This window comes from Pontibacillus halophilus JSM 076056 = DSM 19796, from assembly GCF_000425205.1.
Classification (GTDB): Bacteria; Bacillota; Bacilli; order Bacillales; family BH030062; genus Pontibacillus_A; species Pontibacillus_A halophilus.
The window spans coordinates 92,210-116,988 of sequence record NZ_AULI01000007.1; the positions used below are offsets into that span (position 1 = coordinate 92,210).

Annotated in this window: 33 protein-coding genes; 17 read left to right on the plus strand and 16 right to left on the minus strand. The window is 44.3% G+C overall.

The features are described 5' to 3' along the window. Window positions 1–137: 137 nt before the first annotated feature. Window positions 138–1,106: an LCP family protein gene (locus H513_RS0107560; protein WP_026800202.1), complete on the plus strand. Its 969-nt coding sequence runs from the start codon at window positions 138–140 to the stop codon at window positions 1,104–1,106. A gap of 78 nt (window positions 1,107–1,184) precedes the next feature. Here H513_RS0107560 and fabF read toward each other — a convergent pair whose 3' ends face one another. Together fabF and H513_RS0107570 are read right to left on the minus strand one after the other, a co-directional pair. Continuing rightward, entirely contained in the window at window positions 1,185–2,426 is a 1,242-nt protein-coding gene (fabF, locus tag H513_RS0107565) for a beta-ketoacyl-ACP synthase II (RefSeq protein WP_026800203.1), read from the minus strand. Between the two features lie 18 nt (window positions 2,427–2,444). After that, window positions 2,445–3,386, minus strand: coding sequence for a beta-ketoacyl-ACP synthase III (locus tag H513_RS0107570; RefSeq protein ID WP_026800204.1), 942 nt, complete (start codon window positions 3,384–3,386; stop codon window positions 2,445–2,447). A 177-nt stretch (window positions 3,387–3,563) separates the two neighbouring features. On the opposite strand from H513_RS0107570, the gene H513_RS0107575 reads away from it, so the two are divergent. Beyond that, window positions 3,564–3,779 (plus strand): hypothetical protein, encoded by a 216-nt coding sequence (locus H513_RS0107575; protein ID WP_026800205.1) that lies wholly within the window; start codon window positions 3,564–3,566, stop codon window positions 3,777–3,779. 41 nt (window positions 3,780–3,820) lie between these two features. On the opposite strand, the gene H513_RS0107580 is transcribed toward H513_RS0107575, so the two are convergent. The 3 genes from H513_RS0107580 to H513_RS20835 all read right to left on the minus strand — a co-directional run bounded on the left by H513_RS0107580 (window position 3,821) and on the right by H513_RS20835 (window position 6,222). Then, window positions 3,821–4,774 carry a BMP family ABC transporter substrate-binding protein gene (locus H513_RS0107580; RefSeq protein ID WP_026800206.1) on the minus strand — a complete coding sequence of 318 codons (954 nt, stop codon included), beginning with the start codon at window positions 4,772–4,774 and terminating at the stop codon, window positions 3,821–3,823. Between the two features lie 110 nt (window positions 4,775–4,884). Next, window positions 4,885–5,412, minus strand: coding sequence for a hypothetical protein (locus tag H513_RS0107585; protein ID WP_026800207.1), 528 nt, complete (start codon window positions 5,410–5,412; stop codon window positions 4,885–4,887). Window positions 5,413–5,463: 51 nt separating this feature from the next. After that, window positions 5,464–6,222 carry a hypothetical protein gene (locus H513_RS20835; protein WP_051239782.1) on the minus strand — a complete coding sequence of 253 codons (759 nt, stop codon included), beginning with the start codon at window positions 6,220–6,222 and terminating at the stop codon, window positions 5,464–5,466. Window positions 6,223–6,420: 198 nt separating this feature from the next. Between H513_RS20835 and H513_RS0107595 the strand changes: the two genes are divergently transcribed. Beyond that, window positions 6,421–6,612, plus strand: a complete 192-nt coding sequence (locus tag H513_RS0107595) for a DUF2929 family protein (RefSeq protein ID WP_026800208.1) — start codon at window positions 6,421–6,423, stop codon at window positions 6,610–6,612. A 69-nt stretch (window positions 6,613–6,681) separates the two neighbouring features. Here the strand turns inward: H513_RS0107595 and H513_RS0107600 are convergent, their stop codons facing one another. Together H513_RS0107600 and H513_RS0107605 are read right to left on the minus strand one after the other, a co-directional pair. Further along, window positions 6,682–6,861: a YjzC family protein gene (locus H513_RS0107600; protein ID WP_026800209.1), complete on the minus strand. Its 180-nt coding sequence runs from the start codon at window positions 6,859–6,861 to the stop codon at window positions 6,682–6,684. A gap of 66 nt (window positions 6,862–6,927) precedes the next feature. Further along, the gene (locus H513_RS0107605) at window positions 6,928–7,248 is read right to left on the minus strand and encodes a hypothetical protein (protein ID WP_026800210.1); all 321 of its coding nucleotides are present in this window, start codon (window positions 7,246–7,248) and stop codon (window positions 6,928–6,930) included. A 97-nt stretch (window positions 7,249–7,345) separates the two neighbouring features. Here H513_RS0107605 and H513_RS0107610 point away from each other — a divergent pair, with 97 nt between their 5' ends. Both H513_RS0107610 and H513_RS21530 read left to right on the plus strand, forming a co-directional pair. After that, complete coding sequence (locus tag H513_RS0107610) at window positions 7,346–8,155, plus strand: undecaprenyl-diphosphate phosphatase (protein WP_026800211.1); 810 nt, start codon at window positions 7,346–7,348, stop codon at window positions 8,153–8,155. 123 nt (window positions 8,156–8,278) lie between these two features. Further along, window positions 8,279–8,422, plus strand: coding sequence for a lmo0937 family membrane protein (locus H513_RS21530; protein ID WP_154655206.1), 144 nt, complete (start codon window positions 8,279–8,281; stop codon window positions 8,420–8,422). Between the two features lie 848 nt (window positions 8,423–9,270). Here the strand turns inward: H513_RS21530 and moaD are convergent. From moaD to H513_RS0107640, 5 genes are all read right to left on the minus strand, one after another. Next, on the minus strand, window positions 9,271–9,504 hold the full coding sequence (gene moaD, locus H513_RS0107620; RefSeq protein WP_026800212.1) for a molybdopterin converting factor subunit 1: 234 nt from the start codon (window positions 9,502–9,504) through the stop codon (window positions 9,271–9,273). Further along, the gene (locus H513_RS0107625) at window positions 9,497–9,964 is read right to left on the minus strand and encodes a molybdenum cofactor biosynthesis protein MoaE (RefSeq protein WP_026800213.1); all 468 of its coding nucleotides are present in this window, start codon (window positions 9,962–9,964) and stop codon (window positions 9,497–9,499) included. Before H513_RS0107625 ends, moaD begins: the two co-directional genes overlap by 8 nt. Then, the gene (gene mobB / locus H513_RS0107630) at window positions 9,961–10,452 is read right to left on the minus strand and encodes a molybdopterin-guanine dinucleotide biosynthesis protein B (protein ID WP_026800214.1); all 492 of its coding nucleotides are present in this window, start codon (window positions 10,450–10,452) and stop codon (window positions 9,961–9,963) included. Before mobB ends, H513_RS0107625 begins: the two co-directional genes overlap by 4 nt. Window positions 10,453–10,521: 69 nt before the next feature. Beyond that, window positions 10,522–10,833 (minus strand): metal-sulfur cluster assembly factor, encoded by a 312-nt coding sequence (locus H513_RS0107635; RefSeq protein WP_026800215.1) that lies wholly within the window; start codon window positions 10,831–10,833, stop codon window positions 10,522–10,524. 71 nt (window positions 10,834–10,904) lie between these two features. After that, a complete protein-coding gene (locus tag H513_RS0107640; RefSeq protein ID WP_026800216.1) occupies window positions 10,905–11,669 on the minus strand; it encodes an alpha/beta fold hydrolase in 765 nt (254 codons plus the stop codon). Window positions 11,670–11,874: 205 nt separating this feature from the next. On the opposite strand from H513_RS0107640, the gene H513_RS0107645 reads away from it, so the two are divergent. The 3 genes from H513_RS0107645 to H513_RS0107655 all read left to right on the plus strand — a co-directional run bounded on the left by H513_RS0107645 (window position 11,875) and on the right by H513_RS0107655 (window position 13,159). Then, a complete protein-coding gene (locus H513_RS0107645) occupies window positions 11,875–12,699 on the plus strand; it encodes a Cof-type HAD-IIB family hydrolase (protein WP_026800217.1) in 825 nt (274 codons plus the stop codon). Window positions 12,700–12,803: 104 nt separating this feature from the next. Next, a complete protein-coding gene (locus H513_RS21885) occupies window positions 12,804–12,953 on the plus strand; it encodes a hypothetical protein (protein ID WP_169449934.1) in 150 nt (49 codons plus the stop codon). Window positions 12,954–12,955: 2 nt separating this feature from the next. Further along, the gene (locus H513_RS0107655) at window positions 12,956–13,159 is read left to right on the plus strand and encodes a DUF3813 family protein (protein ID WP_026800218.1); all 204 of its coding nucleotides are present in this window, start codon (window positions 12,956–12,958) and stop codon (window positions 13,157–13,159) included. Window positions 13,160–13,230: 71 nt separating this feature from the next. On the opposite strand, the gene H513_RS0107660 is transcribed toward H513_RS0107655, so the two are convergent. Then, window positions 13,231–13,665, minus strand: a complete 435-nt coding sequence (locus H513_RS0107660) for a hypothetical protein (RefSeq protein WP_026800219.1) — start codon at window positions 13,663–13,665, stop codon at window positions 13,231–13,233. Between the two features lie 163 nt (window positions 13,666–13,828). On the opposite strand from H513_RS0107660, the gene H513_RS0107665 reads away from it, so the two are divergent. After that, window positions 13,829–14,095, plus strand: coding sequence for a NifU N-terminal domain-containing protein (locus H513_RS0107665; protein WP_026800220.1), 267 nt, complete (start codon window positions 13,829–13,831; stop codon window positions 14,093–14,095). Window positions 14,096–14,130: 35 nt separating this feature from the next. On the opposite strand, the gene H513_RS0107670 is transcribed toward H513_RS0107665, so the two are convergent. Beyond that, a complete protein-coding gene (locus tag H513_RS0107670; protein WP_026800221.1) occupies window positions 14,131–14,976 on the minus strand; it encodes a YitT family protein in 846 nt (281 codons plus the stop codon). Between the two features lie 168 nt (window positions 14,977–15,144). Between H513_RS0107670 and H513_RS0107675 the strand changes: the two genes are divergently transcribed. The 5 genes from H513_RS0107675 to yppF all read left to right on the plus strand — a co-directional run bounded on the left by H513_RS0107675 (window position 15,145) and on the right by yppF (window position 19,432). Then, window positions 15,145–16,005: a DegV family protein gene (locus tag H513_RS0107675; RefSeq protein ID WP_026800222.1), complete on the plus strand. Its 861-nt coding sequence runs from the start codon at window positions 15,145–15,147 to the stop codon at window positions 16,003–16,005. A gap of 47 nt (window positions 16,006–16,052) precedes the next feature. Next, entirely contained in the window at window positions 16,053–16,187 is a 135-nt protein-coding gene (locus H513_RS21190; RefSeq protein WP_081658214.1) for a DUF3941 domain-containing protein, read from the plus strand. A 131-nt stretch (window positions 16,188–16,318) separates the two neighbouring features. After that, window positions 16,319–18,235: a beta-propeller domain-containing protein gene (locus H513_RS0107685; RefSeq protein WP_026800223.1), complete on the plus strand. Its 1,917-nt coding sequence runs from the start codon at window positions 16,319–16,321 to the stop codon at window positions 18,233–18,235. Window positions 18,236–18,258: 23 nt separating this feature from the next. Continuing rightward, window positions 18,259–19,131 (plus strand): DUF4349 domain-containing protein, encoded by an 873-nt coding sequence (locus H513_RS0107690; protein WP_026800224.1) that lies wholly within the window; start codon window positions 18,259–18,261, stop codon window positions 19,129–19,131. 103 nt (window positions 19,132–19,234) lie between these two features. After that, on the plus strand, window positions 19,235–19,432 hold the full coding sequence (gene yppF / locus H513_RS19785) for a YppF family protein (protein WP_036769521.1): 198 nt from the start codon (window positions 19,235–19,237) through the stop codon (window positions 19,430–19,432). Window positions 19,433–19,482: 50 nt separating this feature from the next. On the opposite strand, the gene H513_RS19790 is transcribed toward yppF, so the two are convergent. Continuing rightward, window positions 19,483–20,277: a formyltetrahydrofolate deformylase gene (locus tag H513_RS19790; RefSeq protein ID WP_051239784.1), complete on the minus strand. Its 795-nt coding sequence runs from the start codon at window positions 20,275–20,277 to the stop codon at window positions 19,483–19,485. Between the two features lie 93 nt (window positions 20,278–20,370). Between H513_RS19790 and H513_RS0107705 the strand changes: the two genes are divergently transcribed. Both H513_RS0107705 and H513_RS0107710 read left to right on the plus strand, forming a co-directional pair. Then, window positions 20,371–21,237, plus strand: a complete 867-nt coding sequence (locus H513_RS0107705) for an SDR family oxidoreductase (protein ID WP_026800225.1) — start codon at window positions 20,371–20,373, stop codon at window positions 21,235–21,237. Between the two features lie 85 nt (window positions 21,238–21,322). Continuing rightward, window positions 21,323–22,432, plus strand: a complete 1,110-nt coding sequence (locus H513_RS0107710) for an NADH:flavin oxidoreductase (RefSeq protein WP_026800226.1) — start codon at window positions 21,323–21,325, stop codon at window positions 22,430–22,432. Window positions 22,433–22,529: 97 nt separating this feature from the next. Here the strand turns inward: H513_RS0107710 and H513_RS0107715 are convergent, their stop codons facing one another. After that, window positions 22,530–23,759, minus strand: coding sequence for an APC family permease (locus H513_RS0107715; protein WP_026800227.1), 1,230 nt, complete (start codon window positions 23,757–23,759; stop codon window positions 22,530–22,532). Window positions 23,760–23,864: 105 nt separating this feature from the next. Here H513_RS0107715 and H513_RS0107720 point away from each other — a divergent pair, with 105 nt between their 5' ends. Continuing rightward, window positions 23,865–24,761, plus strand: coding sequence for a LysR family transcriptional regulator (locus tag H513_RS0107720; protein ID WP_026800228.1), 897 nt, complete (start codon window positions 23,865–23,867; stop codon window positions 24,759–24,761). Window positions 24,762–24,779 lie beyond the last annotated feature (18 nt).

The window sequence follows — 24,779 nt, forward strand, 5'->3', positions numbered from 1 at the left end:
CTTTTTTCACTAGTATATGAACGGGGGTACCCCCGTATTCCCGCAGTTGTCAACGAATGGTGTGTTGAAAATCGTTCTTTACTTCATACAAGGTCTCAAGTAAATTAGATTATGGGATTTTAGAGAGGAGGAACATGATGGGAGATAGTCGCATCTTAGTGCGCCGCAAAAAGCGCAAACGAAAGCGTAAACTTCTCATCTCCATCATCGCTTTACTAATTGTAGGAATAATAAGCTATAGTGGATATGAATATACAGCCGGATTGTTAGCTGCTCAAGAAGAGGCAGGAGAGCAGACATCCACCTCTCAAGAGGACACCAATTATGCAGAAGACTTCCAAGGAGCTAAGACTCCGGAAGGAAAGACAAACGTGCTGCTCCTCGGTGTCGACCAACGAGGAGAGGAAGTCACTCGTTCTGATACGATTATGATCGGTCAGTATGACGCTGACACAGATAGCACGAAGTTGGTATCCATCATGCGGGACACTTACGTTAAAATTCCTGGATATGGATACAACAAGATTAACTCAGCCTTCGCATACGGTGGCCCTGAGTTGATGCGTCAGACGATTAAAGAAAACTTCGGAATTGATATTGAATACTATGCCATTGTTGACTTTAACGGATTTACTCAAATTGTAGATACCATTGCACCAAAAGGCATAAAAATTGATGTTGAAAAAGATATGTATTATAAAGACGGCGCCGGAACAATCAACCTAAAAGAAGGCACCCAGCTGTTGAACGGGGAGGAGCTACTAGGCTATGCCCGCTTCCGTAAAGACGCAGAAAGCGACTTCGGCCGCGTTCGACGCCAACAGCAAGTAATTGGAGCGATGAAAGACAAATTTATTTCTGTAACTGGAATTACGAAACTACCTCGAGTAATGGGAACCGTGCAGCCTTATGTGGAGACCAACATGGGCATGACTTCCTTACTTGGATACGGTAAAGAATTTATTCTGAATACACCTAGCGAAATTGAAACACTTCGAATTCCTGAGGATTCAAATGTATGGAATGACCGCGTTAGTGGTGTTGGTGCCGTATTGCGTCACGATGAAGCCACAACCGAACAAGCCATTCAAGATTTCCTTAAATAACGAAAGAGGGAGCGACCATGATTTGGTCGCTCCCTCTTTACTTTATCATCTATTCGTTACTCACTTAGTACGTAACAACTATCCATTATAACGCTTGAAAATTAGGGACACATTATGGCCGCCAAATCCAAGGGAGTTGCTTAGAACAGCGTCAACTGTCATCTTACGCGCTTCATTTGGCACGTAGTCTAAGTCACAATCTGGGTCTGGTGTTTCAAGGTTAATGGTTGGAGGTACAATGGAGTCGTTGATGGCTTTAATACTCGCCACCGCTTCCACTGCTCCAGCAGCACCTAACAAGTGACCTGTCATTGATTTCGTAGAGCTAATTGGCAGCTTCTCTGCATACTCTCCGAATGCTGATTTAATAGCTTCTGTTTCATACTTATCGTTTAATGCAGTACCTGTTCCGTGTGCATTCAAGTAGCTAATGTCTTCTGGTGAAAGGTTCGCGTCCTCTAGTGCTTGTGTCATCGCACGGGAAGCTCCTTCTCCACTTGGAGCGGGTGCTGTGATGTGGTGTGCATCTCCTGTTGCACCATACCCAACAATCTCAGCATAAATACGCGCACCACGCGCTTCTGCTGATTCAAGTGACTCAAGGACAAAGATACCTGCACCTTCACCCATGACAAATCCGCCCCGATCGGCATCGAATGGACGGGAAGCTTTCGCAGGGTCTTGTTCTTTAGAAAGAGCACCCGCTGATACGAATCCTGCGAAGGACATATTCGTAATTGGCGCTTCTGTACCACCTGTAATCATAGCATCTGCGTCTCCGCGTTGAATGGCTTTAAATGCATCACCGATTGAGTTGGCACCAGAAGAACAAGCCGTTACTGTACAAGAGTTAATCCCTTTCGCTCCAAGAGCAATTGATACTTGTCCTGCAGCCATATCAGGAATCATCATTGGCACGAAGAAAGGACTCACACGACGTGCTCCTTTATCGATGAATTTCTGATACTGTTCTTCAAATGTTGACATGCCACCAATTCCGGATCCAATCCACACGCCTGTGCGGTAAGCATTCTCTTCATTAATCTCAAGACCAGCGTCTTTAACTGCTTGATAAGAAGCTACAAGCGCATATTGAGTGAATGGATCCATCTTACGTGCATCTTTCTTATCAATATACTGTGTAACGTCAAGGTCTTGAATCTCTCCTGCTACCGTCGCTGGGAAATCATCTGGATTCACTTTAGTCACACGCTTAATTCCGTTCTTACCTTCAATCATGCTCGTCCACATTGTTTCTACATCGTTACCGATTGGAGACACAGCTCCCATACCTGTAATGACGACACGTTTAGAACTCATACGAATCTCCTCCTTCAGTTACTTGCCCCAGCGTAGTGCAACAGCGCCCCAAGTAAGGCCTCCGCCGAACCCGACGAGGACAACTACGTCGTTATCTTTAATGCTACCATTTTCTACTGCTTCTGAAATTGCGATTGGAATAGATGCGGAAGATGTATTGCCATAACGCTTAACGGATGTGGCCATCTTCTCCTCAGGAATCTCTAAACGCTGACGCGCCGCTTCCATAATGCGAATGTTCGCTTGGTGTGGCACGAGATAGTCAACATCTTCTTTCGTCAATCCTGCTTTCTCAATAACACTAATCGAAGACTCCGGCATTTGACGAACAGCAAATTTGAAGACTTCACGTCCATTCATCTTAATGAAATCATCTTCTTCGCTTTGATACAAGTGCCCTGCCCCAGTTCCGTCTGAACCAAGTTCGAAGGAAAGAACTCCTTTATCCTCACTTACAGGTCCCATAACAGCTGCGCCAGCTCCATCTCCGAATAAAACACATGTACTACGGTCTGTCCAGTCTGTTATCTTGGACAGCTTCTCCGCTCCAACAATTAGGATGTTCTGATAAGCGCCTGTATTGATGAATTGTGCCGCAGAAATCATTCCGTACATGAATCCAGCACACGCGGCTGCCAAGTCCATCCCAGCAGCATTCTTTGCGCCAAGACGTGCTTGAAGCTTATTTGCTACAGATGGAAACGGTGTATCCGGTGTAACCGTGGCAACTAGAATCAGGTCGAGATCTTCTGCTGCAACACCAGACTGTTCAAGAGCTTGAACTGAAGCTTCATACGCAAGGTCCGAAGTGTCCATAGAATCATCCGCTAGACGACGTTCCTCAATCCCCGTTCGCGTGCGAATCCACTCGTCATTTGTCTCAACGAGTTGTTCCATATCGTGATTCGTAAACACACGGTCAGGTACGTAATGCCCTACACCAAGGATACCTGCATTAATACTCATATATACATCCCCTAACTTAAGGTTAGTTTAATAGCAATTCTTATGACTTGGTACTAATTCTATAAGAATTCATAGTGACATGCAACTGAAACCATTCGTCATGAATAGACATCCGCCCTCTCACCTCGCGTTCCCTTACATAAGATAAATAGAAAGAGGAGGTGAAGTCTGGTGGCAAAAGAAGAACGACCAACTCGAGACTTTGATTCTTTTATGTTCGGAGGAAGAGGCCCTTCCAAACAGGCAGAAACAGAAGAAACTTCCGAACAACAAGAAAAGGATGCGTCTTCATTTGATTTATTTGAAACAACACAGACCGTCATGGATACCTACAAACAGCTTTCCCCCTATGTGAAGGATGTAATAGGCTTCTTCAAGAAAAAGTAAACAATCCCCTTGCCGTCGATGCAAGGGGATTGCGTTTATTCTTATTCATTAGGCAGCGCACCAGTGTCGCGATACCTTTCAATTGAGTTGGTAATTTCTTTCGTAAATGCCTTCGGAACTACTGGACTAAAGGTGCCTAATGAAATCACTTCATCTTCAAAGTCAAACGTCAAGATGCCAGTTGGCAATTCACCTTCATCATACCGCTTAGCAGCGAGTAAATAGAGACGGTCAACATGCTGTATGGTACTTGTAAGAACGGTAGACTTGCCTAGATTCGCTTGGTCCGATACATAGCCAATCGCATATTGTCCCTCATGTTTAATCCGTTCTATGACAGGGACGTTAAACCCATCTCCAGCAGGATAGAACACGTCAGTTCCGTCTTTAGTCATTCGATCATGGAGCATGAGAGCCCGCTCCTGATCTTCCCAACTGTGTACGTATTGAATGTTTACTTCCGCCTCAGGATTCTGATGCTTGACCCCTTCATAGAAGCCTTCTACTTCAGGTTGCCATTCATAAGCTGCAATGACGCCAATTTGATTGGACTCTGTCATTTCGCCAGCCACCATCCCACCGAAGAAACCCATAGCATGACCTTCGAAGGTTAAACTAGTCATCTGCTCACCTTGTTGGTTCCCATTAAAGTATACGAACCGAACATCCGGATACGCCTCCTGCAACTGTTCGAAATAAGGTCCAAACGTTGCACTATGTCCGAATATGAGATTCACACCTTTGTCAGCAAACTCCTGAACCGCTTTCCTAACTTCCTCATCGGTTCGAACCCGTTCTTTGAAATACACATCAACCCCGAGCTCTTCCTTTATATCTAACAGGCCTTTATACCCTTTTTGTCCCCACACCTGATCATGAATCGTATTCTCAACGAGCATTCCAACTTTGTGCACCTGACCTTGTCCATATACGCTGGAACAGCCACTTAAGACGAAGGCAAGGAGGATTGTGAACACGACGAGTCGATTCACCATACTAAGCACCCCACTCTTCACAGAAAACCAATCTGTTTACTCTATGTGTACATGTGCTTCTATTTTACCTTTCCCCCATCACTTCGTAAACCTTTCAGAATAGGCTTCACCTAAAATTCATAATATGTGGGGTAACGCTGCTGATGCGCCTTCCACTTTCGAATTCCATCAGACGGCTCAATTCGCCTCGTCTCTTCATGAAAGGTAGGTATACTCCCCTTCTCAAAAAACTCCATTAGGCGATCAGCGACCTCTTCAAGGTCCCAACTATGTTGGTCAGGTTCTACTCCATAGACCCAAGCACCATATAAAGAAGGCAGGGTTACAATTGTCCACCCTTCCCTTTCCTTGTCTTCATTGGTTAGGAGCACATATTGATTGGCTTCAATTTGTTCTATTATGTCCAAGTTGGGGGTTTGTTCATCCAAATCATTGACCACAACAATATCCACATCCTCTGATACATGCTGTATGGACACTTCTTGAAAGTGAGCATTTCTTCCAAAGAAATAGGAGAGAAACTCTTTTTGAGCATTCAATGCTAACGGAACACCCACTATTTCCTCTCCTTCTTCAAGCCATCGATGAATAAGCTCATATCCGAGCGCATGGTAACAACCGATTACAAGCCTCGACATTACGAATCCCCTCCCTCTTTCATCGTATGAAGAGGCAAGGGGTCACATAACTCACTTCGCTGATTGAAGGTCTGTTTCATGGGATTTCAGAAAGCTACGTGCCTTCGATATAACGCGTGGAAATAACGGGGGCACGGACACGTGGAGGTGAACATCCTGCCCCACCTGGCGTTGGCTCTCTTCAAACGGACGACTTTGTTTCTGGACATCATAGTCAGAATGATGAATATCGTGAAAGATAAACACTGGTGCTTGAACTTCAATAGGCTTAAAAGGGACTATGACTCTTTCTTGCACCTCTTTCTCATTCACTTCATATGCGCGCGCTACCTGCTTTCGGAGGCGCTTGAAATAAAGCTGGTTCACTCGTTCAGAACCATAATATTCCTTCAAGTTTGTGCATGGACTAAAGAAGACGTTTGAACGAACAATCTCTGGATGCTTCTGTTGCCATCTTAGTACGTTTAACGCCCCCATCCCCTCGGCCACAACGTGAATATACGGATTCACAATCTCTTGGCGGCGAACGGCTTGGTACATTTGATTTAACAAGTACACCCCACGCTCACTTCCATAAGACTCTTCATAGAGCCTTGTCGTGAACAATGTATACCCTTCATCCAATAACGTATATAATAATTGACTCCTCGTAGGATGATCCATCCAGAAGGAGCGGTCACTTTCGACGTAATGATGGCTATCTCCTATATAGAGAACCGCAAACCCATTCGGTTTCTCTGGCACGTGAATGAGGCACGGTTCCCCGTCCAATGTAAATGTTCGTGTCATCATTTGTTCTGAGTTATGCATCGTTCTCCGTCCTTTTTTCACACTCGTTTTTTAAGTCATAACGCTACCTTCTATACCTTATGTAAGACTCCTAAATGTGTATGGTTGTTTATCCTACCCCCTCGACAATCTTTCAAGAGAATACGGATGAATTTGTATTTATTTTTAGAAGGGCGTTTGATACACTATAAAGAGATGTTAAATAAATGAGGTGAAACGATGCGCTTATTTTGGTCCGCATTTTGGAGTCTCCTTCTAAGCGGCATGGCTGTTTATGTTGTAGCTAGCATGAACGGTGGGTCGTTCAGTCTGACTCAAACGATTGTATTAGCAGTTGTAGTCGTCCTATCTGTTACCGTTCTATCCGAAGGCGTATTGACTGATGACGAAAAAACATCCTCTTCTCGTTAAGTAAGAGGATGTTTTCGTCATTCGTATAAAGAACGGACAAGCATTCGCCATCAGTGGTGAATGCTTTCTTTATGGCTTTCTTTTGTACGTCCAGACACGATTGTGGTTCGTGTTCTCTGGGAAGCGTTGGCCCGCTCTTAGGCGAACTTGCTTCGGATTTGTTACCATGCTACCTGTTTCACCAATCTCTACATAAACTCCGTTGTTTGGAGCGCTGTCGTTTTTCGTAAATTGATGTCTTTGTCCCATAGCTAAAACTCCTTTATCTATGCGATGATACTAGTGTTTATCAAAGGGCTATGGGTTATGCATGCTTCAGTACCACGGTAAGGCTTCAGAATTCACTAATGCAGATAGCGGGATAATGTACCTCGTAAATCGTTTCGGTACTGAAGTCTGCCTGTCTGACTGAAATGAATCTTGCATGTAGGGTTGGAATCCATAACCCTGTAAGGATGCACTGTCTTCTGAAAGAGGTACAGCTAAATAGGCATAGTATTGGTCTAACCCCGTTACCACGCCATCAATTCGTTGCCCATCAATTGTTTCAACAAGCACATATTGATTCATATGTTGCTGCAGCAACGAATACATATGCTGGTAACCTGTATTCTTTTTTTGTTTTCCAAATATCATGTGATCGACCCTCCCACTACATAGGATACTCGCCCGGACGATTACATGTTCATACAATCTGTAGTGGTTAGGACAAGCTTAGAGGAGGAACATGCACGTGGAGAAATTGATTGAAATCGTACAATATTTGTTCTTAGGATTATTCCAAGGGTTCACTGAACCCATCCCCATTTCATCAAGTGGGCACTTAGTCATCGTCCAAGAATTATTTGATTTGAATATGACTGGGCTTACGTTTGAGATTTTCGTTAATTTCGGATCCCTAATTGCCGTACTCGTCATTTATCGGAAGGACTTACTTCGACTTGTTCAGAATGGATGGAATTATTTATTTAAGAAAGCACGCGATGATGAAAGTACAGATGATTTTCGTTTCATTCTATACCTACTCATTGCCACCATTCCAGCCGGTGTCATTGGCGTCCTTTATGGAGATGCTATCGCAGAAACAGTAGATGGATACGCAAAGTCCGTCGGGATTACGTTGTTTATCACAGGACTTGCACTTTGGATTATACGTAATTTACGTGGGTCTAAGGGAGACGGTCAGCTGACGTTTAAAGATGCTGTGATTGTCGGGCTCGCTCAAGCGGTAGCCTTATTCCCTGGAATCAGTCGCTCCGGCGCTACCATTGTAGCAGCGATGCTTCTTGGAATGAAGCAGGAAACGGCACTACGCTTTTCTTTCCTTTTATTCATCCCTGTTAGCGTAGGAACGTTGCTGATGGATGCAGACAAGCTTATGGAGCACGTAACATCCATTCCGTATCTTGTTGCGTTCCTAGCTTCAATCATCGCTTCTTACTACGCGCTACGTTGGTTCATGAATATTATGGCCCGTGGAAATTTGAAGTATTTCGCCTTTTACTGCTTTATAGTAGGAGCGCTTGTGTTTATTTTCATATAGTATTTTATTCCTGCCCCTTTGAATCGAAAGGGGCATTTTTTATTTTAGAGTACGGGAGTTTGTTTCATGAATTGCGGAAACGGGGATATGATAAGCAGACATAGGATAAAGGAGGAAGCGAGTATGTTGTGGACGATTATTATTATCCTACTCGTGCTTTGGCTTGTAGGGCTTATCGGCCAAATCGGTGGCGGTCTTATTAATTTGTTACTTATTGTCGTGCTTGTCTTGCTAGTCATCCGCCTGCTGCCAGGTCGAAAGAAATGACCGTTTTAGGAGCGTACGTCTATAGGGGCGTACGTTTTTCTATGTTTGTAGGTAAGAATGTTTCTGTTTGCTTTAGCGTTACTTAAGGGGGGCTTGGAAACCGCTCCCTTTCCGCGGGCGAGCTGACAAGCCTCCTCGGGCAAAAAATTTAGCCCTGCGGGGTCTCGTCGACCTCTTTCTCCCGCAGGAGTCTTGCAGTTCCCCAGCCCCCCTTCACCATAATAGAGTGAAACAGAAACATACTTGGAGCTAAAGTATCAACCCACACACAACAACCCATTTAAATAGAATATCTCAACTTCCTAAACAGCCCCTAAAGGACAGTATCCGCCCTCCTTCGTCTCATTAGTGATGAGCATTTAACAAAAGACTTCTACCGGTATGTGAAAGTGGTTTTTAACTATATTTCAACCTAACTAACAACCATACATGGCAAGGAGGCCGGGGAACCAGGAGACTCCCGTGGGAGGATGAGCCTAGGTGAGATCCCGCAGGGCGCTTTTCCCGAGGAAGCCCACCCGTTCCCCACAGGAAAGCGGATGGTTCCCCGCCCCTCCTTTATCTCATTAAGTGAAGAGCGTAAAATAATAAGGCTTCCATATATATGAAGGTAGCGGTTTTTTTCTAACCTAACCAACAATCCTTATATGGCAAGGAGGGCCGGAAACAAGGAGACTCCCGTGGGAGGATGAGCCTAGGTGAGATCCCGCAGGGTGCTTTTCCCGAGGAAGCTCACCCGCTCCCCACAGGAAAGCGGATGGTTCCCTGCACCTCCTTTATCTCACTATCGCCAAACTAAAAAAACGCTCAAAAGCTTCTTTGCTTTTGAGCGTTTTATATGAGGTAAATCATCCGCCGCTAACGGGTGGGATGAAGGCTACCGTGTCACCGTCATTTAAGATAGTATCCATGTCGACGTATTCTTCGTTGATGGACGTCATGGCCTGGTCCAGATCTTGCAAGTTATAGTTCTCTTTCAATACGGATTTTACGTGGGCTACGGATTGGCCTGCAGCTTCGATTTCAACTGTCTCTCTTCCTGCCGCTTCTTGGAATTGTGCAAATAATAGTACGTTAACCATGAAGATCCTCCTTAGTTTTGGAACCTAGAGCGTAGGCTTTGGTTCCTTGTTGATTTCCTATCCACTCTTCTCCAGTATCCCAGTGTTCTTTCTTCCAAATAGGAACCATCTGTTTAATCCGCTCAATCGCATAGCGACTCGCTTCATAAGCGTCGGCACGGTGCGGGGTAGAAACGGCAAGTACAACTGCAACATCTGAAATTTCAAGACGGCCCACTCGATGGGTGATGGCCACTTTCGCATCTGGCCATTTCTCTTCGATTTCAGTTCCGATACGAGCCATCATTTTCTCAGCCATAGAAGCGTAAGCCTCATAAGTTAAGTACAGCGTTCGCTTGCCATCTGTTAGTTCCCTCACTGTGCCAATGAACGTATTAATGGCTCCAGCTTCTGGTCTTATGACTTTATGTACCACGTCTTCAATAGAAATAAACTTCTCTGTGATTTGAAAGTTGCTCACTCCACCCATTCCCCTCTCACCCAATCTGTTATGTATCCTATGTATTCCTGTTCTTCCGCGAATGTAAACGACGGGATGCCTTTTGTTCTGAATGGCTCATCCGAGATGACAAGCTGAACATTGTTCGTTTCTGTTAGTAGAACTTCTATGTCATTGCCAATTGCAATCTTCTTATAAGGAGCCTGTTTATACCCTTCCATGAAGAGAAGTTGGATTCCATTTACTCGATAGAAATCAAATACAGTCTCGGGGCTTACATCACCATGCAAGTTAAACACCCCTTCCCCTTCGACACCACTCAATATGGAACCAGATTCTCTATGCCGAGCACTATCTGTTCCTTCAGTGGATAGATCAGGTGCACCGCCATGACCATGGTGCTTAAGGGAACCAACTGCATAACCCATCCCACTAAAATGTGAAATTAACCGGTTCATTAACGTCGTTTTTCCACTGTTCTTATAGCCAACAATCTGAATGACCTTCACCCAAACACACCCCCTATTTATTAAAAAAAATCCCCTTGTTATAAAACAAGGGGATTTCAAGTATCCGAATTAATCCGGAATGCCTAGTGCAATTTTCGCGTAGCGAGACATGCGCTGTTTGGACCAAGGTGGATTCCATACGATGTTCACATCTACGTCGTTAACTTCAGGCAAGTCTTGTAGAGCACGCTTTACATCTTGCTCGATTGTAGCAGCAAGTGGGCAGCCCATTGCTGTTAGCGTCATTGTAACCGTCGCAATACCTTCATCATCTAAGTCAACACCATATACTAAACCGAGGTTGACGATATCAATACCAAGCTCGGGGTCAATTACGTTCTCAAGTGCGCCCATTAGGTTTTCTTGTAACGCTTCTTCCATGGTTGTTTCCCCCTTCCAAATCGTTATAGTCTATTATAACAAATTTCATCCACTTTTAAATAGGGATGGGCTTACAAGTGCATTTCAAGCCATTTCGCTGTTTCTGTTATGGCAAATGTACTTACTTTATGATCACGCCCCACCTCGGTTAGGAAGCGAATGCTTTCTGGGTTCCGATAGGAAGGAATGGCGTCGTTGTAGAATTGATACGAGTGGTCATACGGAACAACAGGGTCTTTATCTCCATGCCAGAAGAAGATTGGGCGTTCCTGTAGACGATCCATATTCAAGGATAGGTCGTACGGGCGAAGGGAATCCACTTCCTTCTGAAGTTGCTCATCGGTTAAGGGGATTTCAATACCCTGCGTCCGAATGCCTTCTACCATTTCTTCAGCTAGTCGAACAAGTTTCGGGGATCCCATTAGGATTGTGGATGCTTTAATCCAATCGTATTGAGTTAATGCAGCTGCGGTCGTAATCCCGCCCATGCTCGTACCACCTACACCAATTCTTCCATCAAGAAGCAAGTCTCTTCGTTCAAGTTCTTCTTTAATAATGGCCAGGTCACTTACGTTTTCTTTGACGATTTGCCAGAAGCGAACCTGTACTTCCTGTTGACTCAAATTCTCTGTTCGGTCTCCGTGGTATCGACTGTCTGGAAGGACAACGCGGTACCCTTTCTCAGCCAGACGATAGGCGAGATGCAATTGGTTTTCTTTACAGCTCGTGTAACCGTGAAAATACGTATGTACTGGCAATGCTTCGTTGTATTTTTCAGCGTCTACGACGATTAATGCGGGGATGTGTTGTAATGTTTCTTTATAAATTCCAATCATAATCGCGTGTTTCCCTTCCTTTACGTATGACTGTTGACTTAGCAAAGAGCGGTCAAGTCAAATTTTAAACATTCTATATATTTTCCTGCTATATCCTTATGCTATCATTAGTTCATGAAAGAAGGAAAGAAATATGGATGGTGTACATAAACTTTACTTATCCATTCCTTTCCATATAAACTATAGGCAAATGAGGTGATGTTGAATGGAAAGACATTTGATTGCATTAGATTTAGACGGAACATTGTTAACCGACGACAAGCGAATTAGCGAGCGAAATAAAGCCGCGATTCTAAAGGCGAAGGAACAGGGTCACATCGTATCCATTGCGACTGGACGTCCTCACCGCGCGAGCATTAATTTCTATGACGAGCTTGGCTTAGACACTCCAATGGTCAACTTCAATGGGGCGTTAATTCACCATCCGAAGAACCATTATTGGGATGCCATTCACTCTCCAATGGATATCCGTACAGCACGAAAAATCATACATACGTGTTATGAACTCGGTGTAAAGAATATTCTTGCGGAGGTACGTGACGACGTATACTTAGACCGCTATGATGAAGAGCTCATGGAGATCTTCCACTCTTCGAAGACGCCATTTAATATTGGCCCATTAACGAACCATCTTGAAGACGACCCAACGTCCATTCTGATTCACCCTGAAGTGGACAAAATTCATGAACTTCGTCAAAGTCTTGACGATGAACATGCGAGCATGATTGAGCACCGCAAGTGGGGCGCGCCTTGGCACGTTATTGAAATTGTGCGTAAAGGATTAAATAAAGCAGTCGGCTTGCAGAAGATCATGCACTACTATCACATTGAACCAGAACACGTCATCGCGTTCGGGGATGAAGACAATGACCTTGAGATGATTGAATTCGCAGGTGTTGGGGTGGCGATGGATAATGCCATCACGGAGTTAAAGGATGTAGCGAAGCATGTGACAGAATCCAATGAAAACGACGGGATTGCCCGTTTCCTTGAGGATTATTTGCAGTTGTCATCTAGTAAAGTCATCTAATCCATCCAATTATTATCTCCAATAATTCGGTCTATAACGACCATACTAAGCTTGAACGCAAAAGCCGCGTTCAAGCTTTTTCTAACTGACTGGGGGGAACCAAGTTGAGCAAGAAAAGTAAATCAAAGCGATTTGTTCAGCAAGGCAAAGATTCAGTTAAAAAGCACGACGAACGATTTCCTTACCGCAATACCTTCTCAAATGTAGAGAAGGATGAACAGCAAAATGACGATTTTTCTGTGGGAGGTTATTAGTCATGGAGAACAACTTCTTAAAAGGGGCTAAAAACGCTATGGGTAAACTTACAGGACGTAACGAACAAGGGCAAGCTTGTAACGAAAACGATATGAGCATTGCCAACCATGCTGTTGAAGCAGCCAAAGCGAATGCTTCTAACGAAGAACAAGCTCAGTTAAATGAGTTTCAACAACAAATGGATCGTAACCATACGAAGGGTTAACCATCTCTTTCACGGAAGGCAGCAGGATTTCCTGCTGTCTTTTAATGTGCTTATCGTTACCCGTGTAACGACTAGCTGTTACGAGGTGGCTCTTTGTCAAATACTACAAGGACTATAAGAAACGCTGCATGCCCAATTAACCAATACACGATTGCCTCTAGATCTGTTACAGATGGTGTTGGCTTAATCGCCAAAGTCGTTAGTGGGAAATACGTAAATGCTGCTCCCAATGTAAGCATACCACCTACAAGCCAGGCAGCTTTCCTAGAACCATTCCACCACTTGTACACTACATATACGTAGAGAATTGCGATGATCCAGGCAATGATTAAATGAAACAACCACTCCATCCAAATTGGCCACTGGATGTCTCCAATGACTGGGATGAAGTCAACATTCAACAATAACGTATATACTCGTTTACCAGTCATCAGCTCAATCATCCACAAGAGGACGACGAGAACGATGCCGGACCATGTACCAAGCCAGAACCCTTTTCTAATCATGGAATCCCTACTTTCTTACCTGTTACTCTCAGTATATCGGAATGCGTCACAAATGCCTTCTCACAATCGGTCATGATGTTCTCTCGAATCTATAACGTCTTTCTTTTGTTTCAGGGTACTTTCGTGCTACTATTAAGGCGAATGTATGAGGAGGGATTTAGTTATGGCAGTACAAGCTCAAGAAACACCAAATCCAAACGCCATGAAATTCACCACGGACCAAGGTGCCATCTTCACTGGTGACGGAAGTGTGTCCGTCATGCCAGGACAGACGAGTGAATATGAGATTATGAATGAATTGATGGCCGTTGACGGCGTTGATAACGTCTTTGGCTTCGGCAACTTCATTACGGTCAATAAGAAAATGGATGCAACCTGGGAAACGCTTGTCCCGAAAGTGAAAGGCATCTTTGAACAGTATAGTTATTAAAAGAACCGCAGCTTATGAAAGCTGCGGTTTCTTCTTTACCCGTCTTTTCGGAAGAACCCAAAAATTCCGGTTGTTTGAACGATGTTCGTAAAGGCTTGTGGGTCTACTTCATTAATAATATGTTCTAAGTCATACAGTTCATATCTTGTGATTACCATAATCAGCATATTTTTATCCTGCCTTGTAAATGCTCCTCTTGCAGGAATGGTCGTAATACCACGTACCATCGCAGCATGAATCGCCTTCTCAAGTTCTTCTGCTTTCGTCGTGATAATCATTGCAGTCAACTTCTCGTGTCGCGTATGAATCGCATCAATCACTCGTGTTGTTACATAAAGCGTGACGAGCGTATATAGTGCCTTCTCCCATCCAAATAGGATACCAGCTAATATAATGATACCACCATTCATAACAAAGAAGTATGATCCGATTGGGCGGTCTTTCAAGCGGGATAAATACATCGCAATAATATCCATGCCCCCTGTTGATGCCCCCCATTTCAACGTCATTCCTACACCTAACGCTCCGATAACGCCACCAAAGACTGCGTTTAAGATAATATCTTCTGATAATTGCAACACAGGAATCAATTCCAGGAACAATGTCGTAAAGGCAACAGAAACAAAGCTATATACGGTAAAGCCTTTCCCGACTTTGTACCACCCAAGAATCGTCACGGGTATATTAAGTATAAATAGGATAATACCTGTTGATACGGATAGGTTCAGAAATTCTATAAACACGCTTGATAATAGCTGCGAGATTCCTGTAAACCCACTTGCGTATACATTTGCTTCAATTAAGAAGAAGTTTAGGGAGATTGAGTTCAACAACGCTCCACAAATAACGATGATGATTCGTTTCATTTCAAAGATAAACATAGCTTCCTCCTTCAAGAGACCCCTAGATTGTTTGTACCATTGGAATACGTTTGTCGCAAGATGCATTTTCTCCTACGTTGTGACTTCCCCCGAGAAACCTTTGACTTCCACGTTGATTTACAAGTACACTATTGACAGATATACCTATACCATGAAGAAGGTGAACTCATGAATGTGAAAATTATTGCGGACTCTGCGTGTGACCTCCCAGATTCTTACATAGAGCAATACGAGATTGAACGCATTCCGCTAACCGTTCATTTAGAGGGACAAGATTATAAGGACGCTGTTGATATTCAGTCCAAGACAGTCTATGACGCGATGAGAGACGGAAAAGAACCAAAGACTTCCCAGCCTACTCCCCATGCGTTCAAAGAAATGATGGGGAGTTATTTAGAGAACGGTCAACCTGTTCTTTATTTAGCTTTCTCTTCTCAATTATCAGGCACCTATCAAGCCTCTACGATTGCAGCCGAAGAGTTAAAGGAGACGTATCCAAATTCAACATTAGAGATTATGGATACTCACTGTGCCTCACTCGGCTATGGGCTTGTCGTACTGCGCGCTGCTCAAGCAGCCCAACAAGGCGAAAGCTTAGAACAAGTCAAAGACATCGCCCGTTATCACATGGACCATATGGAACATATTTTCACAGTTGATGATTTAGAATATTTAAAGCGTGGCGGACGAGTAAGTAAGACGGCCGCATTCGTAGGTACCATGCTCAAGATCAAGCCACTTCTCCACGTTGAAGACGGGAAGCTAATTCCACTTGAGAAAATTCGTGGCTCTAAGAAGGTCTTAAAACGGATGCTAGAAGTAATGGAAGAACGCGGCTCTGATTTGGCCAACCAACAAATTGCCATCAGCCACGGAGATGACTTGGAACGAGCAGAGCAGCTTGCCGAACTCATCAAAGAGCAATATGGCAATCATCAAATTCTTATCCATCCTGTAGGCTCTTCAATCGGCGCGCACTCTGGACCAGGTACCATTGCGCTCTTTTTCCTTAATACCCCTTACAAATAATTGTACCCTTTTCTGCACATTCTAATGGCAGAAAAGGAGTGATGATAATGACAAAGAATACGCAAGACTCAAATAAGAAGGCCGTCGACAATCAGGCCAAGCACGAATTGAAGAACGAGCAACGAGAAAAGAACCGCCAAGATGGTAAGTTCCAGTACTCAAAGAAAACGGACCATTCCTAATACACGAAAGAGGACTCTTCTTGAAGGGTCCTCTTTCCTTTTGTCTTCCTACAATAAATTTTTCAATTTTTGTAACCTTTTCCAGTTAGGAGCGACTACTCTTATAAGAACAAAATTAGTGAGGTGGTTAGATGAGAAAGACAGCGTGGTTATTCATTGGCTTCCTTCTCCTTATGACGATGGTCGTCCTCGGTATTACCCAATGGGGATCAGAGGCTGAGGAACAGAAGCAAACAAACGAGGAAGAGAAACAAGGGAATGTAGCGTCTGTAAGTACGGATGACTCTAATGGCCTCGTACCAATTGAAGATCAAGACCATCTTAACGAGATTCTTCAACAGATTGACAAACGGTACGAGAAGCACTTTGGGTCAGCAGACGAGACAGCCAGAGGTGTGATGGAAAGCCAGTCGCTCGACCAGGAGACATCTTCAGGGTCATCCACGAACTCTGAGACAAACGTTCAAGTAGACGGCGTAGATGAAGGAGACAAGGTGAAGGTTCACGGGGATTTTATGTATTACGTACGAGCACAACAGGTGCTTGTGTTACAAGGTGCTCCAATTGAAGAAGCGAAGCACATTGCAACCATACAAGAAGAGGATTTCTATCCGACTCAAATTTATACGAGTGGGGACAAACTTGTCGTTCTAGGTTCGAAGTCAACTGGAACGAGTGACTTACAATCAGGAAATATGGACATGATTGCACCTTCTCAATTCAGCTCAGCAGCAGCTCACGTCTATGACCTTTCTAACAAAGAAAATCCTACATTACTACGTACCGTTTCCATTGATGGGAGTATGCTTACTTCACGCCTAGTAGATGACACGCTCTATCTCCTTTCAATGAAATACCCTGCTTACTACAAAGAAGAACCAATTGACGAACGCCCTAAAATCTTTGACTCTGCAAAGTCGATGGAGGAACCGAAGCCGATTGAGTACGATCAGTTGTCTTACTTTCCAGATAGCATGAACAAGTCTTTCCTTACAGTTGCCGCATTCAACATTAAAGAGAATGAACGACCCGCTTCCATTGATGCCTATCTCGGTTCCGGTCAAACGGTCTATATGAATGAATCAACATTATTAGTTGGTCAATCTATCGGGAACCCACAAGCTGAACAGCAAGAGAATAAAGATGAAGAGAGCTTCCTGGTTGAGCCAACTATGGACACCCTTCTCTACCGCTTTGATGTAAATGATACAGATGTAGATTTCAAGGCCAAAGGTAAGGTTCCAGGCACTGTCATCAATCAATTTGCCCTTGAGGAACGAGATGGGTATACACGAATAGCTACGACGATTCGTGGAGGCGAAGGCGGGTCTTCAAACGCACTGTATGTTTTAAATGAATCCATGGATGAAACAGGGAGCGTAACAGGCTTAGCCCAAGGTGAACAAATATACAGCGTTCGATATATGGAAGACCGCGCTTATGTGGTCACCTTCGAGCGAACTGACCCTCTCTTTGTCATTGATTTAAAAGAGCCAACATCTCCGAATGTATTAGGCGAGCTAAAGATTCCTGGATTTAGCACGTACCTCCATCCATTAGATGAGGACCACTTAATCGGTTTTGGGAAAGAAACGGAGATTAAACAATCTGATGATCGAGAGATTGTGGAAGAAATTGGATATAAAGTATCCCTCTTCAACATTGAGGATGTGACAAACCCGATTGAAAAGGACGTGATGGTCTTTGGCTCAGATTCAGCTTACTCCGAACTCGAACACGATCACAAAGCCTTCTACACACATCCGAGTAAACCTTACTACGGGTTCCCGATTACGTGGTATAACTTTGATGATTCTAGTTCTGATTCATTCCAAGGGGCTTATGTGCTCAATATAACCAAAGATGGGATTCAAGAACATCTCACCGTTGAACATCCGGAATCAGAGGAATCTAAGTATGAGAGTCATATTGAACGACTTGTTTCAATGGATGATAATCTGTATACATTCAGCTTTAAGTCTATTGTCGTAACCGATTTAGAAACGAAAGAGAAGGTTAAAGAGATTCAATTGCCTAAAGCGGAATAATCTTGTCGGGGGAGTGAGATGAGGTGAAGAAGAACCTACTGTTTCTCTCAATGCTACTGCTACTCATACTCATAGCCTGTTCCAATAATGAATCGTCCTCATCCAACAGCACTTCATCGAGTGGTGAAGAAGCAGATACGGCAAGTCTAGAAACAACAGAAGAACAGCGCGTAGCGAAAGGGCAAAGCTCATCAAATACGTCAGATGCTCCACATGATCGAATGATTACCTATGAAGGTCATATTCGTATTGAAACAGACGATTACAAAGCTTACGAGAAAGATTTGGATACGCTTATGAAGGATCATGAGGGCTACCGTACGAATCTGTCTACACAGACGACGGATGAGGGACGAACTTCTGCAACGGTCGGAATCAGAATCCCATCCGAACAATTTCAGTCGTTCCTTCAGGGATTGAATCCATTGCCAGGCGACATTCTAAGCCAAGAGATTAACAGTGAAGATGTCACAAAGAGCTACACCGATTTACAGTCTCGTTATAAGGCGAAGGAAACACATGAACAGCGGCTTCTTACTTTAATGGAAGGCGCAAATCAGACAGAGGATTTGCTTAACATTTCTAAGGATTTAAGTCAGGTGCAGAGTGAAATGGAGACCATTCAAGGGGAAATTAATTATTTACAGAATAAGAGTAAGCTCGCAACTTTAACATTTACAATCACGGAGATGCGACCAGGGAAAGTAAGCCGGCAAGATTTAGATACTTGGGAACGAACAGTGCGGTTATTTACAACCACAATTAACGGCATAATGTCCTTGTTCTCATGGATTGCCGTGACCGTGATGGGTCTCTCCCCTATTCTCTTGCCCCTCGTTCTTATCAGTTTCTTATGGTGGATGCGAAGAAGAAGGAAAGTAGTACCAAAAGACTGAAAGTAACAAATTTTTCTAATCTTGTTACTTCGCCAAATCCCCTTTCCAAACGAACAGGATATGTTACCATATTTAGTAATCAAGCAAAAGGGGGCCAATGAACATGCGACTCAACGAGCTAGAAGCAGCGTTCAAGGAGCGTAAAGAGCACTCACCACGTTCAGCAGACGAACTACTCGATTATTGCCAGCATCAATATATGAGTGGAAATCTTGAGGTGAACTCGTATCGTCAATTGTTCCAGAAACTCACGGAGAAAGGGGCCCATTCTTCTCACGAGCAAGAACTAGAAGAAGTATAGCACAGCAAGAGCGGTAGGTATAGGGGTATACCTGCCGCTCTTGTTATTGCCTATAATCGAATCGTACGTCCATCATAAATAAAGATTCGCTCCTGAAGATGTTGGTGCAACGCAGCGAGTAGTACCTTGGCTTCAATTGGATGATTAAGCACCTTATAGTGCTCAGCTGTGCCCCCATCTTCTACAACCCCCGCTTGTTGCTCAATAATCTCCCCCTCATCCATTCCTTCTGTCACATAATGAGCCGTTGCACCGACAAGCTTGACTCCTCTTTCATACGCTTTCTCATAGGGGGCTGCACCAACAAAGGCTGGCAACAGAGAGTGATGGATATTAATTATCTGTTGAGTATACCGCCCAACAAATTCTTCAGACAACATCTGCATATACCTTGCTAGCACAATAACTTCAACATGTAACTCTCTCAATACCTGAAGCTGCCTCTTCTCAGACTGTGCTACATTCGCTGTAGGAATGTAGTAGAAGGGTACGCCATATCCCTCTACAAGAGGACGGAGATCCTCATGATTACTAATTACACAAACCACCTCCCCACCTAATCGCCTCATCCGCCATTCTTCTAATATTGCGATGGCGCAATGGGACAACGTAGATACAAATAAGGCGATCCGCTTCGGTATAGTAAGATTGCTCCAGGAACCTAGTTGTGCTTGAAGGTATGATTCTGGTACACATGAGTCACTCTCATGGAACTCCCCCCGAAAAAAGATGACCCCTTTATATTCTATTTCTCGAAACGCATGTAAATCATGAGTCTCTAAGTACGTCTGTAAACTAGCTTGAATGTCAGTGCGTATCGGTGTCATCCCTCTCCAAACAAGCATACTGAACCCCCCTAGTCTATTTTTCCTTTACTTACATAGTTCCCAATTCCGTGGAAAAGATAGAAGGAGAATGTGAGACTGGAGGAGTTACTTATGGCAAATCAACAACCATTTCAAGCACAGCCCCCACAGCACCAAAACCGTCAACCTGGCTTTGAATATAAAATGACCCCCCTGCCTGAATACCACGAACCAACCTATCAAGAAGCAGGAAAGCTCACTGGTAAAGTAGCGATTATCACAGGTGGTGATAGCGGTATCGGTCGCGCCGTCAGTTTGTACTATGCGATGGAGGGGGCGCATGTAGCCATCCTCTACCTAGATGAACATGAGGATGCAGAGCAGACGAAAGCACTAGTCGAACAACATAACCGGAAATGCCTACTAATCAGTGGCGATATCGGCAATCAAGCTTTCTGTGAATCCGCGGTAAATGAAGTCATGGAAGAATTCGGTCGTATCGATATTCTAGTGAACAATGCCGCTGAACAGCATCCTCAGAAAGACTTTACACAAATTACAAGTGAACAGCTCGAGCGAACATTCCGAACGAACATCTTCAGTTATTTCTATATGGCGAAAGCAGTCCTTCCCCATTTCAAGAAAGGTGCGAGCATTATTAACACAGGATCTGTCACCGCCTACGAAGGCAGCCCAGACCTTGTCGATTATTCTGCTACGAAAGGGGCAATTACGACATTCACAAGGTCCCTTGCGAAACAACTCGTTGATCAAGGAATCCGTGTGAACGGCGTTGCTCCAGGTCCTATTTGGACCCCGCTTATTCCGGCTTCCTTTGATGAGAAGAAAGTATCTGAATTTGGAACGACTACTCCGATGAAGCGAGCAGGTCAACCAAAAGAAGTCGCCCCAGCCTATGTATTTCTTGCGAGCGATGATTCGTGCTACATCTCTGGCCAAATGATTCACGTGAACGGTGGCGTGATTGTGAATGGATAAGAATGAGCAGTTCAATTGTTTACAATCGTAGTTCTCGGTTATGGTGACAGTAGAAATTATTTTGAAGTTGAGAGGAGTTTCATTCATGAGCCAAGTAGATGTTTTATTCTCAAACAAAGAGATGGGGAATATAACCCCGCACAACCGGTATGTTGTCGCTCCTATGACACGAGTGAGTGCTGAAGCTGATGGTCGTGCCAATGAACGGATGGAACGCTATTATGAGCGCTACGCGAAGGGCGGCTTCGGTACAATTATCACTGAAGGGATTTACACCGACGAAGCCCACAGTCAAGGTTACAACAATCAGCCTGGTATCGCGACGAAGGCACACGTTGAAGCGTGGAAGCCAATCGTTCGCACCGTTCAAGAATACGGCACAAGAATGATTGCTCAGCTGATGCATGCTGGTGCACAAATGCAAGGGAATGCTTATAGTAATACAGCTATTGCCCCATCGAGTGTACAGCCTAAAGGCGAACAGTTAGGCTTCTACGGTGGTTCAGGACCGTTCCCTCAACCTGAAGAAATGAGCCCGGAACAGATTCATTCTGTTATTGCATCCTTTGCGCACGCTGCACGTGCTGCGAAAGAAGCAGGCTTTGATGGTGTTGAAATTCATGGTGCCAATGGTTATTTACTTGACCAGTACCTAACAGACTATATGAACCAACGTTCGGACGAGTATGGTGGAAGCACGGAAGAACAGCTTACCATCATCGAAGAGGTAATTGCCTCAGTACGTGAAGCTGTTGGAGAGGATTTCGTAGTAGGGATTCGACTTTCTCAAGCTAAAGTATCTGACGGGCAGTACAAGTGGCCGAATGGAGAAGCTAAAGCTCAAACCATCTTCTCAACCCTAGGTGAGTCTGCCTTAGACTATATTCACATTACAGAACCAGATGGTCTTGCCCCTGCATTCGAAGAGGGTAGCGGAACACTTTCTAAGCTGGCTAAAGAATACGGGAAACTTCCAGTCATCGCGAATGGTAAACTTGGTGCACCAGAACGCGCTGTTCAATCCATTGAACAAGAAGGCGCCGACTTCGTTGCATTAGGCACAAGTGCACTGGCAAACCCAGATGCTCCAAATCTAATTCAAAATGGCAAAGAACTTCGTGAGTTTGACTTTGAGAACATCATGCTCCCTGAAGCCAACATTAAAGATTCCGAATTAGATCTCGACATTCAATAAATCCAGTCATACGAGCAAGAGGAAGGATGGTCTTCCTCTTGCTCGTTTTTTATACATATTTCAGTTGCATCACATATCGCGAAGAACCACTCCCTTCCTACTCATTGATCGCTCGCTTATGGACGGATTGAATGTTCTTTGTTGTCAGGATCGTTACAATTGCTACGCCTCCTGCAATACCTAGAACGAGTTTCGATGAAAAGCAAAGAATAATCACAAGTATGACTGCCACTGCGCTTGCCATGATTCGTACAGAAGTCTCCTGAAACGTACGGAACACACTAGATACGGCTATCAATGCATTGCCAATAAAGAAGACATCCGCCGCTTTCACAAGCGTATCAATTGAGACAAGGTCAAGATACACGAGAAAGAATACGATGAGATGGACCATCGCTAATATAGAAAGACTCACTAAGGGAACGCCTTTGTCTGTTCGCTTCGTAACCCAATGCGGCAAACGTGGCTGACTAGCCACTAACCGTGCTACACCGCCTGTAACGAGAATATAGGTCGTCATACACAAGCTGACGGTAACGAGGGTTATGAGTGTCATGGACCAAGATCCGAATAATGGTTGAAGAATGGCAGATAAATCTGTAACAGGCCCCCCTGTGTACCACTGTACCGCTCCAGCGACCGTGACACTAACGACCGTGACGATGGATGCACTGTAAAGAACAGCACGATGAATCGTCTGGTTAGGATTTCGCACCTCACCGCTGTAATTGCCTACTATCTCCCACCCAACTAGCATCCAGAATAAGAGCAACAAACTACTTCCGAATGATGGAAGATGAAATTCCGTCATTGTCATAGCAAGCTTTGAAGACGTAAGCAAGGAAGTAACCCCACCTGTAAACAAGACGAGTACAGCGAAAGTCGAGAAGATAAAAGAGGCTTTCCCTATGAACTGAACGTTGTTGATTAGAACAACCATACACAGAATCATCAGCACGATGCCAATCCCCTCAAGACGGATAGGCAGCTGCAGCCACCCATCTACGTATGTATCAGCCGTCATTAAGACAGCAATTGGGCCAATGGATGCGGCCATCATGAAATAGATTGCGGCGAGCTTTCGATAGCGTTCTCCGAATGCCTTGTAAATTGCGATGGTCACTCCACCATCCCCAGGATACCGTACCGATATCTTCGCAAATAAGAACGCAAATAAAAATGTTACGAGCATCATCGCCACCCATGCAAATATGGCATATTCACCTGTCGTATCATAAACCAAGGTTGGTAACAGAATTATACCGGAACCGAGAATTGGGCCTATCATTAACCCACTCAACGCGAGTGGTCCAAGTGTTTGTTTCATTTACATTTCCTCCCTCCTCTATTATTCTATGTACATAGCATCCATCAGTAAAATTGAAATAACGAAACGAAACAATCGACTATACCGATAACAAAGGAGTAAAATATGGAAATCCGTCATTTACAATCATTTATTAAGGTGGTTGAATATGCGAGCTTCTCGAAAGCAGCCCACTCACTAGATTATGCTCAATCTACCATTACTGCCCACATTAAGAACTTAGAAGATGAACTTGGTGCCCCTTTATTTGACCGACTAGGGAAGAAAATTCAATTGACCGCACTTGGCAGCTCATTCCTTCAAAAAGCGAAGCAAATGATTCAATTGTACGAAGAATCAACGCACATGGCGCATCCTACCGAGCACCCTCGTGGCTCTCTTACAATTGGCGCCCCAGAGTCGCTTGCGGTCTATCGTCTGCCGAGCATTATGAGAGCCTTTAAACAGGCCTATCCAGAAGTTTATCTCACTGTCAAAGTAGGAGACTGTCCTGAATTGTACGACCAAATCACCAAGGGTGATGTGGACATCGCACTTATGCTTGATGTCCATGCTGACCACTATGAAGAACTTGAGATGGAAGACTTACTGGAGGAAGAAATGGTCGTGGTCGAAGCAAACGATGATATCCCTCTTCAGAGTAACCGACACACCCCTACTGTCCTCTATACAGAAAAGGGCTGTAGCTACCGCGCTGTATTTGACGACTACCTCTACCACAACCGCATTCAGCCGAACCATAGCATGGAATTTTGGAGCGTTGAGGCTATTAAACAATGTGTAAAGTGCGGACTCGGCATTGCTTTACTCCCTGCGATTACAGTCGAAGAAGACAGAAGGCAAGGCAAGCTGACCGCTATCCCATGGATGAAAGAAGGCGTTCACGTGCGAAGTATGCTTGCCTATCATAAGCATAAATGGCATTCTCCGGCTATGAAGGCTTTTCAGAAGACGACAAAAGCCTATTTCGACGAACAACACGTCATCCCAACAGCGCAGTAAAAAAACTCCCTGAATAAA